This window comes from Nitrosomonas sp. Is79A3, from assembly GCF_000219585.1.
Taxonomy (GTDB): Bacteria; Pseudomonadota; Gammaproteobacteria; order Burkholderiales; family Nitrosomonadaceae; genus Nitrosomonas.
The window spans coordinates 3247493-3263594 of the sequence record NC_015731.1 but is presented as its reverse complement, the minus strand read 5'-3'; the positions used below and the strand labels follow the sequence as shown (position 1 = coordinate 3263594).

Sequence of the window (16102 nt, the reverse complement as noted above, 5' to 3'; positions counted from 1 at the left end):
CCTATGAATTTATTGATGAAACATGAAGAAAAAATGCGCCTGCGGGCGCATTTTTTTATTCCCCGATCTCTAATCCGCTCTGTTGCCGTAATTGCTGCAATAAATTATTCAAGTCTTCTGGTGCATCAGCTTCCCATCCAAGGATTTGTTCCGTTTGAGGGTGAGTCAATGCAAGTTTCTGAGCATGCAGGGCTTGCCGGGGAAAGCTAACCAATAACTGTCTGATAATTTGTCCTGTTTTTCCGGGTTTGCCGCCATAAACCGGATCACCAGCCAATGAATGTCCAATGGAACTCAAGTGCACCCGGATTTGATGTGTGCGCCCGGTTTCAAGGCTACACTGCAGTAACGTGCAACCTGTAAAGTTTTCGATAACCTGATAGTGCGTGCGTGCTGACTTGCCTTTTGTTGTAACGGCCATTTTCGTGCGATGTATCGGATGACGGCCTATCGGCGCATCAACACTGCCAGCTTGCGTAACCTCTCCCAGAACCAATGCCAGATAGTCGCGTTTTACAGTATGTTGCTGTAGTTGGCGTACAAGGTTTGTTTGTGCTTCTATTGTTTTTGCAACGACAAGTAAACCGCTGGTGTCTTTGTCCAGACGATGAACTATACCGGCGCGTGGTACAACCTCCAATTGTGGCGCATGATGCAGTAGGGCATTTAACAAAGTGCCCTGCCAGTTGCCATTCCCTGGATGGGTGACCAAACCGGCCGGTTTATTGACAATGATGATTGCATCATCTTCGTGAATAATGTTCAGATTGATATCTTCAGCTACATGCGTTGATTCAACGATAGTATCCTGAGGGGAAATCTGAATAAGCTCATTGCCCCATACTTTTTGTTTTATCGTGGTGATCTGGCCATCCAGTATGACCCGATTCTCAGCAATCCAAGTTTGCAAGCGGTTGCGTGACCAGTTGGGTAGAAGCTTCGCCAAGGCTTGATCAAGGCGCAGTCCTGCATAATCCGCAGGAATCGTTAACGCAATGACGCTATGCGCCGGTTCGTTGCGTACTAGCGGTGGTGGCTTTACGCTATAATCGCAAGATGTATCTTTGTTTTTTACGGAATTCGTCATGTTACGTAGTTTAGCTTTATTTCTGGTGTTATGGTTATCAGCGTGCGGTTTATTGCCGGATCGCACCGAAGATCAACAGGATTGGTCTGCTAATAAGTTCTATAGTGAAGCAAAGGATAAATTAAATGATGGCAATTATGCTGCAGCCATCAAACTGTATGAATCACTGGAAGCGCGCTATCCATATGGCCGAATAGCACAGCAGGCGCAGCTTGAAATTGCCTATGCGCATTATAAAAATGAAGAACCGGCTTCTGCAATCGCTGCGACGGATCGATTTATTAAATTGCATCCTAATCATGTGAATGTTGATTATGCATATTATATCAAGGGATTATCGAGCTTTAATGATAATTGGGGTATGATGGGTTTCTTGATGAAAGGCCCAATCAAACAGGACATGAGTGAGCGTGATTCTAAAGCATCGCGAGAGTCATTTGAAAATTTCAAAGAATTGGTGACAAGATTCCCCGAGAGCAAATACGCAGCCGATGCCAGGCAACGTATGGCCTATTTGCTGAATGCGGTTGCTATGAGCGAAATTCATATTGCACGTTACTATATGAAACGCAAGGCTTATGTTGCGGCAGCCAACCGGGCGCAAAATGCAGTCAAGGAATATCCTCGTACACCGGCGACTGAAGAGGCCTTGTATATTATGATTAAAGCCTATGAAGCACTGGAAATGTATGATTTGCGGGATGACGCTGAGCGCGTGATGCGAATCAATTTTCCTGACAGCCATTTCCTTGCGGAATTGCCGGAGGTAGGCGCTAAGGCTTGGTGGCAGTTCTGGAGATAACCTGAGCGCGTCAGTGGATGTTTTAGTTATTCTTGATGATCTTTCAGGTGAATAGCCAGTACATCACATTCTGCATGATATAAAACCCCCTTGGCCGTTGAGCCCATCAGCATGGCAAGTCCATGGCGCCCATGTGAACCCACAACAATCAGATCAATTTGTTCTTGTGCAGCAAGCTGAGTAATTTCCTGTTGTGGTTCACCCCAGATCATCCAGCGGCGTTCTGGTAAGATATCCAGTTGATTACTGATTTGAATTAATTTATTTTTTTCTGTTTCCAGTAAATCATACGATGAATCATCATTCAGTGGAATTACCATGCCATAAGGTGTGTCAGGCATAGGAATATTATCCAGAACATGGATGATATGGAGACGTGCATTAAATTGTTCTGCCAGAGATTTTGCCCGTTGCGCCACATAATGGCCATAATCGGAGAAATCGATGGCGAGTAGGATATTCTGGTAGTTATTCATATTGAGTTCCTTCTTGCGCAAGCAGAAATGTGGATTTTAAGACAGATCAAACAATACAAGTGACTTTATCACATCCTCTTTTTTGGGACGGGGCAATGTCCTGTCCGCTAGTCGGACGCTATCAGTCAACATTTTGGCGCAAATACTGCGACAGAAAAGCGCTAATACGTTGTTCATATTCTCTACCGGCATAAGCATGCATATTGAAATGTCTGGCGCCAGGAACAATCCATAGTTCCTTAGGGGCTCTGGCGGCAGCGTAGAGACGTTCGGTTTCCAGTTGCGTTGTGTGCGCATCATCTGTTCCGGAAATTATCAATAATGGTGCATTAAGATTATTGATTCGAGTGATAGGGCTTAATGCATCGGTAGAAGCATCCAGGTAAAAAGATAATTGCGACAGCATGAGCGGTAAAAGCACCGATCCATAGTTTCCGAAATGAAGCTTCAAACGATTATCAACTGCCTCTTCAATAGTGGGATGTAATGATTCCAGGATAACCGCATTCAGCTTTAAATCGTGTTTGGCGAGTACGATGGCTGCGGCGCCCAGAGAAACACCGATCGCGCCAATTCGTTCCGTAGGGAAAGTTTTTCTCAGAAAAGCGATTGATGTTTCAATATTCTCAGATTCCCTCAAACCAAAAGTAATTTTTTCCCCGGCAGTTTCGCCATGCGCTTGTAAATCAATGAATAGAGCGCTATAACCCTGGTCTCTCAGGAATCTTGCCCGGCTCAGCATTTCAAGCCGGTTACTGCGCATCGAATGCGCCAGCAATACAACGCCGCCGCCGGGTTGTCCATGAACTAGCCAGCCATGTACGGTGGATTCATTCGGGGCAGGAATCTGTACCGATTCAACCGGAAAATCTGCAGAGAGTGTTCCTACTGCCGTGGGGGCCGGTGCGGTCAAGAGTGCGCCAATGGCAAAGATGCCGAGCGTGATTGCGATGATGAAAGCCAGAATCTGAATAGCTATTTTATGTAACATGACTACGGATGAATTGTTTAACAGGTAAAATGATTAAGTAACCGGGTTTTAGGTGTTTGATCGCGGGATTGAGTTTCAATTCTTTTAATTAGAATGAGCGGGTAATTGTATTGGCTGCATTCAATCCCTCGAGCAGATGAAGCTTTTTGTTGTTTGGGCGGGTAGTGAAGACCCAGAATGATAGAGAAATACTTCGCATCTTATATTGCCGGATATCGTGATGTCAGATGTGGATGGTATAACAAGACAGATCACTTTGGGAAAATTCCACAGGCTGGTGAAATGTTCCTGTTATATTGATGATTAACCGGGTGCGATTGGATTAAGTCGCGCATGCCATGAATCTGGATACATTGACTGTTATCGCAAAACCATTTGATCTCAGGAAGCAAATCACTGAAATCGAACAACATTGGGCACCAAATTATGGAAAATAGAGTACACAACGAATTTCAAGAAAAAATGTGCTTGTTGGTTACTTCGTTTGCAGAAGAATTGCCGGACAGAATCAATGAAATAGAAGTGATATGGAATAAACTGCGGGCTGGCTGGGATGCGACTGTTTTGCAGGAACTTCATCGCGCTGTTCATAATCTGGTTGGTACGGGCAAGACATTTGGTTTTCCACAGCTGAGTGTTGAAGCGCATGCACTGGAGCAAATCCTCAAGAACTTAATGCAGAAAGCAGCTTCAGCGGATGATCTGCAGCTAAACCGAATCTTGCAGCAGATACTTGAGCTGAAGAAAATTTCTGCTGAGAAGGAATCCAGTGTTGCAAACGAAATCACTCAGACGATAGCGAATGAGGATGCATTTTTTTCAAACCCGCACCCATCCAATCTGATATTTGTGGTGGACGATGATGTGGAGGCAGCGCAGGAACTTGCGTTGCAATTGCGCTATTACGGCTATGAAGTGGAGGTGTTTAATCATTTAGACAAATTCCGGGTAGCCATCAAAGATAAACCTCATGCCATTATTCTTATGGAAACGGAGTTCCCAGAGGACGAGATGGGGGGTATCCATGTTATGGAAGAGATTCAAGGGGAATTGACGCAACCTGCACAAGTCATTTTTATTTCGGTACATGATAATATGGATTGCCGGCTGGGAGCGGTTCGAGCCGGTAGTGTTGCGTATTTTACAAAACCATTCAATCCGGTTGAGTTAATTGGCCAGCTTGATTTAATAACAGCATCGCAGATTCAGGATTCTTTTCGCATATTGATGGTAGATGACAGTCCAACGGTACTTTCCTACCATGCTGCGATACTGGAACAGGCCGGAATGGTTGTGAAGGCAGTAACAGAATCCATGAATCTGATGGAAATACTGAGTGATTTTAATCCGGATCTGATCCTGATGGATCTGTATATGCCAGGCTGTAATGGTATTGAACTGGCAAAAGTTATCCGGCAAATGGATGGTTTTGTCAGTACGCCTATTGTTTATCTTTCTTCCGAGAATGATTTCAACACGCAATTTGAAGCAATGAGTCTGAGCGGCGACGATTTCCTGGTTAGACCCATTGATCCCGGGCACCTGGTTTCAGCGGTCACATCGCGTGTTATGCGTGCACGTTCTTTACGCTCTTTGATGGTGCATGACGGTTTGACAAGCCTGCTCAATCATACGGCGCTTAAGGAAGAGTTAGTGCGTGAGGTCGTGCGTTCCATCCGGCTGGACACTCCGATGTCGTTTGCCCTGGTGGATATCGACTTCTTTACGAAAATTAATAATCGCTATGGGCATGCTGCGGGTGACCGTGTGATCAAGAGCCTGTCAAAGCTGTTAAAACAGCGTTTGCGCGGAACAGATATTATCGGGCGTTACGGTGGAGAAGAATTCGCTGTTATCATGAATGATACCGATGCGGCTTCAGCTGCGAAAGTGATTGATGAGATTCGCAATGTGTTTTCGCGTCTACTGCATCTGAGTCAGGATGAGGAGTTCTCGGTCAGCTTTAGTTGCGGGATAGCGGATCTTGCCCATTTCCCGGATGCTGCGAGTCTGAGTGAAGCCGCGGATAAAGCACTTTTTCAGGCTAAACAGAGAGGGCGCAATAAAGTTGTTGTTAATACAGATGATTAAATGCGCTTAACCAGCCTATTGAAATTCGTTTGAATCGCTTATGGTTTGGGGTCATCGCTCCGGGTGCGTAGCAGACGAGGTGGATGAGTGCCGGTGTTTGTTGCGAATTGTTGCTTGCTGAAAGCAGCGCGTGATTGCGGATCAGGATCAATCGCCTTGAGTGCTTCTATCACGGCAACACGCGGTGCCAGACCGGCAGCGTTGGCTACTTGAATGGAAAGCCCGGGGCGTGCGTTGAGTTCAATAATCATGGGACCTTGGTCTCTGTCCAGCACAATATCCGCACCCAGGTATCCCAAACCGGTCATTTCATAGCAGGCGGCAGCCAATTGCAAGAGTTTGTCCCAGTGAGGAATGACTAAATCCGAGAAAGTCTTGCGCGTATCCGGGTGGTGTAAGACCGGTTCACCATATTGCACAGCATGTAGCGCATGACCTGTTCCCATGTCGATTCCAACGCCCACTGCACCCTGATGCAGATTCGCCTTACCATCGGAAGCATGAGTTGTGAGCCGTAGCATCGCCATAATGGGATAGCCGCGGAGTACAATAATGCGCAGATCAGGAATGCCTTCATAGCTATAGTCAGAAAACACCGGATCAAGCTGTATCAACGACTCAATCATGACGTTATCGGGTTTTCCGCCTAAGCTATGGAGACCGCTCAGAATGTTGGAAACATGCCGTTCGATATCCGCCAGCTGTATCTCATCTCCACTGGGTTTGAAGTAGAGATTATGATCATGCGCGGTAATCACCAGGATGCCTTTTCCGCCACTGCCTTTGACCGGTTTTATGACGAACTGGGCGTGCGGGCGGAGTATTTCTTTTAGCGATTTGACATCATGCTGATATTCCACGGTGCCGAGTAATTTGGGTACGGTAATGCCGGCTTTTTGTGCCAGCAATTTGGTTTTCAGTTTGTCATCAACAAGCGGATATAAATGGCGTGGATTGTAGCGGGAGATCAAACCAAAGTTTCTTTGATTCATCCCGATGATGCCAAAACTCCTGAGTTTCTTAACGCTTGCCAGTAACATTGCGTCTTTCCAGCGCATGAAAACGATACAACTCGGATAACCGGTAGCCGGTATATTGTCCAAGGATCAGGATGAATGCTAGATTGACCAGCATCAGTTCGGGAAAGTTAAAGGTTAAATATTCAATCGTCCGGTTGGTCATAAACAAATAAGCAATAACCGCTGTTAACAGGCTACCGCCACCCTGGATAAGGACTTCTCTGGGGCCATCTTCCTCCCACAGAACCGACATGCGCTCAATGGTCCAGGACAGGATGATCATCGGGAAGAAGGTTACCGTCATGGCCTGATCAATTCCGAGTTTATTACTGATGATACTGATACTTGCCATAATTGCGATCACCACAATGATCACTGCCGAGATACGCGCCACAAACAGCAGGTTTAAGCGTGATAAGTAAGAGCGAATCAGCAATCCTGTGCCAACGACAGTCAGAAAGATGATGATGCCGGTTAGTAACGTGGTTTGTATCAGCGCTAATGCGATCAAGATCGGCATAAAGGTGCCGGAAGTCCGTATACCGATCAGCAGGCGCATAATGACCACAATCAATGCGCCAATCGGTAATAATAAGATCATTTTGAATGCATTTTGTTGTTCAATCGGTAAGCTGTAAATAGAGAAATCGATGATCCCGGCTTGCTTATTGATGCTGTCGCGCACAGCAAGATTTCTGGTTGATTGGGTGCTTTTTATGATCGAGAAGGAAATTTTCGAGTTTTTGCCCCCGATGACATCCAGCAGAGACTGATCGCCACGTTGCCAGATTAGAAAATTCTTGGGTTTGCCGCTTTCTCCGGAATTCTGATTAAACAAAAGCCATTGACCGCCTATATAAACTTCCACAAAATTGGTAAGCGACAATCTTTTTCGGCCCTCATTCAGATAGAGTCCACGAACAATATGCGCACTAATACCTTCTGATGCCAGTAAATGGATGATTAAGTGGGTTTTATAATCTTCGCTGGATTGGTCATTGAGGAGCAAGCGTTGATTCTGATCAGGGGTATTGGAGTTTAAAGTTCTGATCAGCTCACGGGTAAAGATTTCAGTATTAGCCGATTTGCTGCGAACTTGATCTAATAATGTGATGGCTGCGGTCTTAAGTACCCCATCAAATTCAGGTTTTTCCGGTTCCGCGGGAAGATCTGCTGCTGCAATGGGTGGTTGAATAAATTGGTCAGTTTCATACATGCTCAGGCGGTAATAAGCTGTTTGAGGCCCTGATGCCGTTCTTTTGCTCCATTGCGCGCGCCGTCCTGTTGGAGAAGCTAATTCACTAAACCCATAGCCGGGCGAAGCAAAGTCTTCTTCCATAAAAACAACATTGGGCGTTTGCGGGGGGAGTGCGAACGAGACGATAACGGGATCACCGCGTGCAATGAAATCGATTTTGGCTTCAATTGTCCAGACTGATTTCTTGTCATCAGGCGATAATGGAAATCCCAAAGCAAAGTGCTTATATAAAATCAGTCCTATGCCAAGCCCTAAAATCAGAAAGACTAAAATATAGAGCCTAAGTTTGGCGGACATTACCTTGTATCACCTTGTTTTATTTTATCATTCCTGACGGTCGTGTATTTTTTGCTGACATCCACGATGGCGAGATCACGTAATAAATTGCGTCCTATTAGAACCTGGTGCTTGAGTTTGCTGCGATCCACCAGCGTAAAATTTATTTGTTCATCAATGTCTGCGATTACTACACGCATTCTGACCACCGGACGATTTTGTGATTCGCGATTGTTCAGTTCTTTAACCCGTGCATAACGTCGCAAGCGTCTTGTTATTTCAGTCTTTTCTCCAGTTTTTGGATTGATTACATTAAACCGTACGTGCGGTTTGCCGTCCCGTTCAAATTCAACAATATCAATCGCATTCAGCGAGGATGTCTGAGCGCCCGTGTCAATTCGCGCGTTAAATTCCAGGCCTGGAGGATCCAGATAAACTTTTTCGATACGGCCTAATAATGTTCTGGAATCAGGGGTAAGATGAATTTTCTCAACACCGCCGGATACTGTCCGGGTATATTTCACAGTGGATTTGTCTCTTTGGGTATTCGCAGCCGGAGTGAGATCGCTGATTGAATCGCATAAACATTCAGTGGTTCTGGAAGGTACAGTATTTTCTTCTTTTTGGGCTGTTTGATTATTTTCTAATGCTTTTTTGTGTTCCAGCAATTCCGCAAATAATGTCACGAGTTCCGATTCCCGGGCATTAATTTCTGCTTCACGCTCTGATAAATCACTCATTTTTGGATTACAAGCGGAAAGCAAGAGCAGTGCTAGAACAAGAGCTAAACAGTTGCGGAAATTTTTAACGATAGGTAATTCCATAAGTATTCTTTTTTGTGCATCGAAGCATTGATAGGGTTTGAAATACTGTCAACTGTAGCTAACCTATTTATCTTGTGTGAATTATTTTTACAAGTTATTTGAATTCAATAGACAGTGTTTGATTTTTGTAGGTGCAAGCATACCGGTGAATTTCCAGGCAGTGTGAAGTAATCGTGATTTGATAGGTGCCTGGCGCTTCATTTTTGCTATCAAACTTAAACTCAAATTGACCTTCCTGATTGCTCGGATAGGATTGATCGACCGCTATCGTGCCATTGGGCCGAGTCAACTTGAAATTGAGCAAAACGTCGGGAGCTGGCTGCGCATTGTAGTCTACCCGCCCGTGCAGAATAACCGTTTCTCCGATTTTATAGCGGGTTCTGGGATCGATCAGAACAGGTTCTGAAATATGCGTTGCAAATGAATTCTGTATCACGCCGCATAAAAGAAGCAGCAATGCGAATGAAATAATGGAAGTTTTTATTGAAGCCATCATAAAATTTGTAAAAGTAAATTGTAGTCGTATTGTTTGCCGGAATCAGAAACCGGCTCGGAATCTTTTTGAATTTTCCGAGACATCCGCGTCTATTTCTTTGGTATATAGAGATCTGTGATAGTTCCTTCCGCCATTTCGGCAGCGAACAGTACGGTTTCCGAAAGCGTCGGATGCGGATGAATGGTCAGACTGATATCTTGCATATCCGCACCCATTTCCAGCGCTAAAACCGTTTCAGCGATCAACTCGCCGGCATTGATGCCCACTATGCCGGCACCCAATATACGACGGGTATTTTTATCCAGCAGCAGTTGCGTCAATCCTTCTTCGCGCGCCATGGATATGGCACGGCCGCTAGCAGCCCAGGGGAAGCTGGCTTTCTCATAATCGATACCTTGCTTGATGGCTTCTTTCTCAGTCAGACCCATCCAGGCAATTTCAGGATCGGTATAAGCAACGGAAGGAATGGTACGGGCATCAAAGATGGCTTTATGTCCGGCAATAATCTCTGCAGCCAATTTGCCTTCATAAGTGGCTTTATGCGCCAGCATCGGCTCACCCACGATATCACCAATCGCAAAAATGTGCGGCAAGTTGGTGCGCATTTGCTGATCCACCGGGATAAAGCCGCGTTCGTTGACTTGAATGCCGATTTCTTCGGCACCGATAGCGCGCCCATTCGGGCGGCGGCCGACGGCCATTAAAATACGGTCATAGGTTTGCGGTTCCGGCGCATTTTCTCCCTCAAAGGTCACTGTCAGCCCGGATTCACCGGCTTCAATCTGAGTCACTTTGGTTTTCAAATAGATCGCTTCGTAGCGCTTCTTGATACGGCGATGCAGCGGTTTGATCAGATCGGGATCAGCGCCCGGGATCAATTGATCCATCCATTCCACCACGCTGATTTTGCTTCCCAGTGCGGAATAGACCGTGGCCATTTCCAGGCCGATGATACCGCCACCAATAACCAGCATGTGTTTCGGCACATCTTTTAGTTCAAGCGCTCCGGTAGAATCAATCAAGCGCGGATCATCGTAAGGAAAACCGGGGATGCGGGCGACACTGGAACCGGCTGCGATAATGCACTGCTCGAAAGAAATTGTTTTCTGTCCCTCCGTAGTTTCGACCTGAATCAGATGGGGCATGGCAAATTTTCCGGTGCCATGGACGATTTCTACCTTGCGTTGTTTCGCCAGTGCTTTCAGGCCCTTGGTCAGTTTGCCGATCACCGATTCTTTCCACGTGCGCAGCTTATCCATATCGATTTGGGGTTTGCCAAAAGCTATGCCCTGCGATTCAACATCTTCCGCTTCCGTGATTACTTTAGCCGCATGCAGCAAAGCCTTGGAAGGAATGCAGCCAACATTCAAGCACACGCCACCGAGTGCGGCATAGCGCTCGATTAAAACTACCTTTTTACCCAAATCGGCGGCGCGAAAAGCGGCGGTATATCCTCCGGGGCCAGCGCCAAGTACTACCACGTCCGCGTGAATGTCTCCCAGTGGGATGGATTGCGGTGATATTGGCGCAGGGGGTGGGGTAACAATGGGAGCAGCAATTGCTTTTTCGCTGGTTGTGGTTGTGGCTTCTGAGTGCGTTGCGGCTGCGGGTTGCTCAGTCACTGCCAAAGTCAGAATGACTGAACCCTCTGACACTTTGTCACCTGCTTTGACTTTGATTTCTTGCACGATACCGGCGTATGGGGAAGGCACTTCCATTGAAGCTTTGTCCGTTTCCAAAGTGATCAGCGAAGTTTCCTTTTCAACCGTATCGCCGGGGGAGACGAGCAGCTCAATGACCGGAACATCCTTGAAATCACCGATATCGGGGATCTTTATTTCGACAACTTGCGTCATAACGGCCTTTTGGGGTGGATTGAGTGCCGGGCACTCGTTATATTCAAAAGCAGGTTACTGTCTTAACTGACCGTCGCCCAGTACGATAAATTTTTGACTGGTTAATCCTTCCAGACCGACCGGACCGCGCGCGTGGATTTTGTCGGTCGAAATGCCGATTTCAGCACCCAGGCCATATTCAAATCCATCGGCAAAACGCGTCGTGGTATTGACCATCACCGAACTGGAATCCACTTCACGCAGAAAACGCCGCGCACGCGTATAGTTTTCCGTGACAATTGCATCGGTATGTTGCGAGCCGTATTTCGTAATGTGATCAATCGCCTGATCCAACCCAGCGACAATGCGGATGCTCAGAATCGGGGCCAGATATTCTTCGTACCAGTCCTGCTCAGTGGCGGCATTCATTTGCGGAATGATGCCGCGTGCTGCTGCATCGCCGCGTAATTCGACACCTTTGTCAAAATATATCTTGCTCAAGGCAGGCAATATTTTCTGTGCAATGTCTTCATGGATCAGCAATGTTTCCATAGTGTTACAAGTGCCATAGCGCTGCGTCTTGGCATTGTCGGCAATTTTTATGGCTTTATCAAAATCAGCCTGATCGTCAATGTACACATGGCATACGCCATCCAGGTGCTTGATCACCGGGATGCGCGCTTCATTGGCAATCCGTTCGATCAATCCCTTGCCGCCGCGCGGCACAATCACATCGACAAATTCTTTCATCGTAATCAATTCGCCCACTGCCGCGCGATCGGTGGTTTCAATCACTTGCACCGCCGTTTCCGGTAAACCGGCCAGTCTTAATCCTTCTTTGACACACGCGGCAATCGCCTGATTGCTATGAATTGCCTCCGATCCGCCGCGTAATATGGCGGCATTTCCCGCTTTCAGGCATAGTCCTGCGGCATCAGCCGTTACATTCGGGCGCGCTTCATAAATGATGCCGATAACGCCCAAAGGCACGCGCATTTTCCCCACCTGTATGCCGGAAGGGCGGTAATTCAATCCACTGATTTCGCCTACCGGATCAGCCAATGCTGCGATCTGCAACAAGCCTTCCGCCATCGTCGCCACGCCTCTGGCCGACAAAGTCAAACGATCAATCATCGAAGCCTCCAAGCCTTTGGCACGCGCATTGTCCAGATCTTTGGCGTTGGCTGCTAATAATAATGGCTCGTCCCGCAGGATGGCATCCGCCATCGCAATCAAAGCACGATTCTTCGCCGCCGTGTCCGCTTTTGCAGTCAAACGCGAAGCCGCGCGTGCTTCCTGGCCGACGGACTGCATGTAACTTTTGATGTCAGTGGTGTTCATGAATTTAGTTTTAATAGGGGAGCGATATGAATTGATGAGTAGTTCGGAATTATAGTACAAGATGGTGGTTATATTGTTGGTGCCGGGTTTAAATTGACCGGCCGTTATCGCGACATAGCGTACTACACCACTGTGGATAAGTCGATCAGACTGAAATGATTGTTCCTCTATAGATTCTGTTCAGATATAGATAGAGTGCCAACAGCGAAGCACCCTCCAGTGTTAGAGTGTGCTGAAGGATGAAATGAGAGAATAGATCTACTTTGGCCGTGGGCGTGGCAGCTCCGCCCGCACCGCATGGAGACGTCCGGCACGTAACTCGACGACGGCTTTCGCTACGGCCAGTGCGACATTGCGTGTCTCTGCCTGTACCGCGATATCCTTGTCCAGGACATCGTGACTGGTCGCATAGGGTTCGAAGTATCCGATGTAGCGATCCAAGCGTGCCTGAGCTCCTGCGTCGATAAAACCCATCCAGTCGAGCCAGTCGGACAAAGAACGGCGCGAACCTTCAATACCGGCCACATCACCGTGGACAATCACGCCGTAGGCACGTCCAGCTAGGTGCTGCGGGTAATCCCATCCGGCCATCTCAAGTTCTTTCGCTTTGCCCGCATTCTTGCCCGATGTCGACGTAGGGTCAGAATTACCCCCATCGGCGCAGACCATGCGGTCTATCATCAATTTCAAAGGGCTTGGGCTCTGGTACCAATACACTGGGGTTACGATGATCACGGCATGGGCAGCCGTCCAGCGCTCATAGATTTCGGCCATCCAATCATTGTTTTGATTAAGAGAATGATTGGGGTAACAACTACACGGCCAGTGACACAAAGGCATTGCCGTCGACACACATCCCTTGCATGGGTGTATGTTACGACCATATTCAGAGGTAATCAGACTCAGATCGAGTACGTCAACCTGGATATCAGCCTGCTCCAGCGTTTCGCGAACAATCTTCAACAGCCGGAAGGATTTGGACATCTCGCCTGGACAGGTTCCATCGTTGCGTGCCGAGCCGCAGATCAGCAATACCCGGGATGGTGTGGAAGGCTCACTCCAGCGCTGTTGTGCTTCTTCTATGCGTTGCTTTGTGGACAGCCATTCGACTGATAATTCGTAATCCGGATCAACATATCCCGGCCCCGCCTTCTGTGTAAAGGGTGCCTTGCGGCCATCGGTGTAGGCTTGCCAAGCGACCTCTTCAAGCCGTGCGATGGATTCGTCTTCGCTTCGAAATGCGGGATCGAGGAATGTGGCACGGAAGCGAACGCTAAATTCAGCACGATCAAGCCGACCTGACGTCTGGCCTTTGCGAATCTCGATCTCAGTTGATTTTACTGCTACGTTGGCCGGATCGGTGTTGTTGCCGCGATGGTTTTCCATAAGTTACTCCTTTATGCATGAGAAGCGATGACAAATAGGCGGCAATGTGTATTGCCAACAAGATTTATCGAATGCAGAGTAATGTTCTGGTGAGTTTGCCGTCTGTGCGCTAACTAACTCAGTGCGAGTTTATGGTAGTCACCGCGCAGCATGTGGCTTCCAAATTCTGTTAATCGGCGTGCGGAAGTTACCAGAAAATATTGCCGGGATTTATCTATGATGGAAACAACCTCGCCACAAGGACGAAGTCGCTTATTTTTCAGATTATTACTTTATTAAGGCCATTCTTTTTTATTGCCACGCTCATCAACCACCAGATGTTTAGTTCCTTCAGGCAAAATCTGGAGAGTTTTCAGGAATTCAATGACTGAATTCTGATTTGCCTCACTGAGAGCTGTCCACTTGACATAGGTGCTATATGCTTCGCCACGATGTGCTTCGATAGCCTGACGCATAGTCGTATATTGCCCATGATGAAAATATGGCGGCTCATTAGCCGTGCCCCAGAGTTTTCGCGTCATAAAACGAGAGTTTCCTGCAAAAAACTCAGCGGATCCTTCAGGCGTATTCTGGTCAATGGGTTCTCGATTGGGATCGCCCGGACCGCTGGTAATATCATGTAGTTTGAGGTCGGTAAAAGCGGGCACCCAAACTATTTCCTTTTCAACTTTCAGTCTTGGTTGATCAAGCTTTGCTTCTGTTAAATCAAGTTTATACTCCGGTGTATTGCCTGCTTGCAAGTTACCCTTGGGATTAAAAGGATTCGGTTCACTATAGATCCATCCTTTTTTATCTAAGGGTAGCTTAGGCACATGGCAGCCGGAACACCCAATGTTTTGGAAAATCTGCTCACCAACACGAACAGCCGCTTCAATTTCAGGATCATTAGGAATCACCCGGCCAGGCACCGCAAGTTGCGCTTGAAATAAAGTTACTGCAGTGATGTCCGCACGAGTAATTTCGTTAACGAACTCATCTCCATCCGCATCAATGTTGGTACCAAACCGTTCGGTCGACTGAATGCCATGGTGCTGATTAAATGCGTTATTAGTGAATTGGCGTAACGATACGACGCCGCCAGACTGATGAAAGGGCTTAATAATCAGGCTTGGCGGATTATCGGCGCCATCACTAACCAGGCTTGATGCAAGCAATCCGTTAACATCACTGGTGTTCCAACTGCCGTCTTCATTTTTGGCCAGAGTGCCGAATGAAACACCTTTACTAATCAACTCCGCATTCTTGCCGGAAGTAATGGAATCCCGGATCTTTTGCAAATCTGTTGTCATCTGACGGCTCAACATCTCTATATAACCAGAACCGAACAAACCCAGCGTATTGCGGGAATTGGCAATAGTTTGCTGTTGTACAAATTTGCCTTCTTCATCTAACGCGCCCCGCGTTGGCGTCGTGTCGTTATGGTCAAAGGTTGCAAAATCAAAACGTTGCCCAGTAATAAATGCATTGGTAACAATTTCTCCTCCGCCACCGATACGGGGCTTGTTATGGCAGCCTGAACAGGAATTCGTATCCGGTGCTGAAATGCGATTAAAGTTACGTGGAAAAACTAATGGCGAGGATGAATCTGTTAGCGGAGAACCGGTTCCCTTGGTTAATGGTCGCCCGCCGCCTTCTTGGCTGGTCCAAGCCGCACCGAATAATAGCTTGCCGTGATTAATAAGCTTTCGCACTTTCATGTTGAATTCATCGCCGTCCTGCAAATGGTTTTGCACAGAAACTTCCTTGCCAAGCTCTGTTGCAAATGCATGGGACCCTCCCATTGTAAATAAGCCGATAACAAAGATTGGAATGACTGCTAATCGATATTGATTATTCATAAATTTCTCCTGTAACAAAATATTTCTAGCCTGAATGTTTTAATAACTGCTTTGAAGCAGAACTTTGTATTAAGGAATCTCTGAATAACTGTCATTTCGAGCAGAGCGAGAAATCTATACTGTTGATTTACAAAGATTCCTTATTATGTTCGCAATGACAAAGATGAGTTATTCAGAGATTCCTTAATTGTTGGCATCGCGTGAAAATGGCAGGGTGTTATGGCTGTGTAGCGGTACTACACAATGATAGGTAAGACGACCAATCCGAAATTTCCAGAAACTTAAAACAATGTATTTCAGCGCTTATTTTTATCATTGCACGCTCGGCTGATGTGCTCAGTTCGGTAACGTACATAGAATCAGGACAAAGTTGCTGTCGGCC

At 46.9% G+C, this 16102-nt stretch carries 13 protein-coding genes; 2 read left to right on the top strand and 11 right to left on the bottom strand.

Going from position 1 to position 16102, the window contains the following annotated elements; translation table 11 throughout:
* Window positions 1-55: 55 nt before the first annotated feature.
* Entirely contained in the window at window positions 56-1087 is a 1032-nt protein-coding gene (gene rluD / locus NIT79A3_RS15200; RefSeq protein WP_013967029.1) for a 23S rRNA pseudouridine(1911/1915/1917) synthase RluD, read from the bottom strand.
* Between rluD and NIT79A3_RS15195 the strand changes: the two genes are divergently transcribed.
* Window positions 1086-1889, top strand: coding sequence for an outer membrane protein assembly factor BamD (locus NIT79A3_RS15195; RefSeq protein ID WP_041360377.1), 804 nt, complete (start codon window positions 1086-1088; stop codon window positions 1887-1889). The genes rluD and NIT79A3_RS15195 overlap by 2 nt on opposite strands.
* 26 nt (window positions 1890-1915) lie before the next feature.
* Here the strand turns inward: NIT79A3_RS15195 and NIT79A3_RS15190 are convergent, their stop codons facing one another.
* Together NIT79A3_RS15190 and NIT79A3_RS15185 are read right to left on the bottom strand one after the other, a co-directional pair.
* A complete protein-coding gene (locus tag NIT79A3_RS15190; RefSeq protein WP_013967027.1) occupies window positions 1916-2365 on the bottom strand; it encodes a universal stress protein in 450 nt (149 codons plus the stop codon).
* Between the two features lie 121 nt (window positions 2366-2486).
* Window positions 2487-3356, bottom strand: coding sequence for a prolyl oligopeptidase family serine peptidase (locus NIT79A3_RS15185; RefSeq protein ID WP_013967026.1), 870 nt, complete (start codon window positions 3354-3356; stop codon window positions 2487-2489).
* Between the two features lie 426 nt (window positions 3357-3782).
* On the opposite strand from NIT79A3_RS15185, the gene NIT79A3_RS15180 reads away from it, so the two are divergent.
* Window positions 3783-5447, top strand: a complete 1665-nt coding sequence (locus tag NIT79A3_RS15180) for a diguanylate cyclase (RefSeq protein ID WP_013967025.1) — start codon at window positions 3783-3785, stop codon at window positions 5445-5447.
* Between the two features lie 38 nt (window positions 5448-5485).
* On the opposite strand, the gene NIT79A3_RS15175 is transcribed toward NIT79A3_RS15180, so the two are convergent.
* The 8 genes from NIT79A3_RS15175 to NIT79A3_RS15140 form a co-directional block, all read right to left on the bottom strand.
* A complete protein-coding gene (locus tag NIT79A3_RS15175; RefSeq protein ID WP_013967024.1) occupies window positions 5486-6487 on the bottom strand; it encodes an alpha-L-glutamate ligase-like protein in 1002 nt (333 codons plus the stop codon).
* Window positions 6468-8021, bottom strand: coding sequence for an inactive transglutaminase family protein (locus NIT79A3_RS15170; RefSeq protein ID WP_013967023.1), 1554 nt, complete (start codon window positions 8019-8021; stop codon window positions 6468-6470). The genes NIT79A3_RS15175 and NIT79A3_RS15170 overlap by 20 nt, the downstream gene beginning before the upstream one ends.
* A complete protein-coding gene (locus tag NIT79A3_RS15165) occupies window positions 8021-8740 on the bottom strand; it encodes a RimK/LysX family protein (protein ID WP_348225643.1) in 720 nt (239 codons plus the stop codon). Before NIT79A3_RS15165 ends, NIT79A3_RS15170 begins: the two co-directional genes overlap by 1 nt.
* 178 nt (window positions 8741-8918) lie before the next feature.
* Window positions 8919-9320, bottom strand: coding sequence for a hypothetical protein (locus NIT79A3_RS15160; protein ID WP_013967021.1), 402 nt, complete (start codon window positions 9318-9320; stop codon window positions 8919-8921).
* 89 nt (window positions 9321-9409) lie between these two features.
* A complete protein-coding gene (gene lpdA / locus NIT79A3_RS15155) occupies window positions 9410-11176 on the bottom strand; it encodes a dihydrolipoyl dehydrogenase (RefSeq protein WP_013967020.1) in 1767 nt (588 codons plus the stop codon).
* A 54-nt stretch (window positions 11177-11230) separates the two neighbouring features.
* Window positions 11231-12496 (bottom strand): glutamate-5-semialdehyde dehydrogenase, encoded by a 1266-nt coding sequence (locus NIT79A3_RS15150; RefSeq protein ID WP_013967019.1) that lies wholly within the window; start codon window positions 12494-12496, stop codon window positions 11231-11233.
* Window positions 12497-12754: 258 nt separating this feature from the next.
* Entirely contained in the window at window positions 12755-13882 is a 1128-nt protein-coding gene (locus NIT79A3_RS15145) for a flavodoxin family protein (protein ID WP_013967018.1), read from the bottom strand.
* A gap of 275 nt (window positions 13883-14157) precedes the next feature.
* Window positions 14158-15720 carry a di-heme oxidoredictase family protein gene (locus tag NIT79A3_RS15140; protein WP_013967017.1) on the bottom strand — a complete coding sequence of 521 codons (1563 nt, stop codon included), beginning with the start codon at window positions 15718-15720 and terminating at the stop codon, window positions 14158-14160.
* Between the last annotated feature and the right edge of the window lie 382 nt (window positions 15721-16102).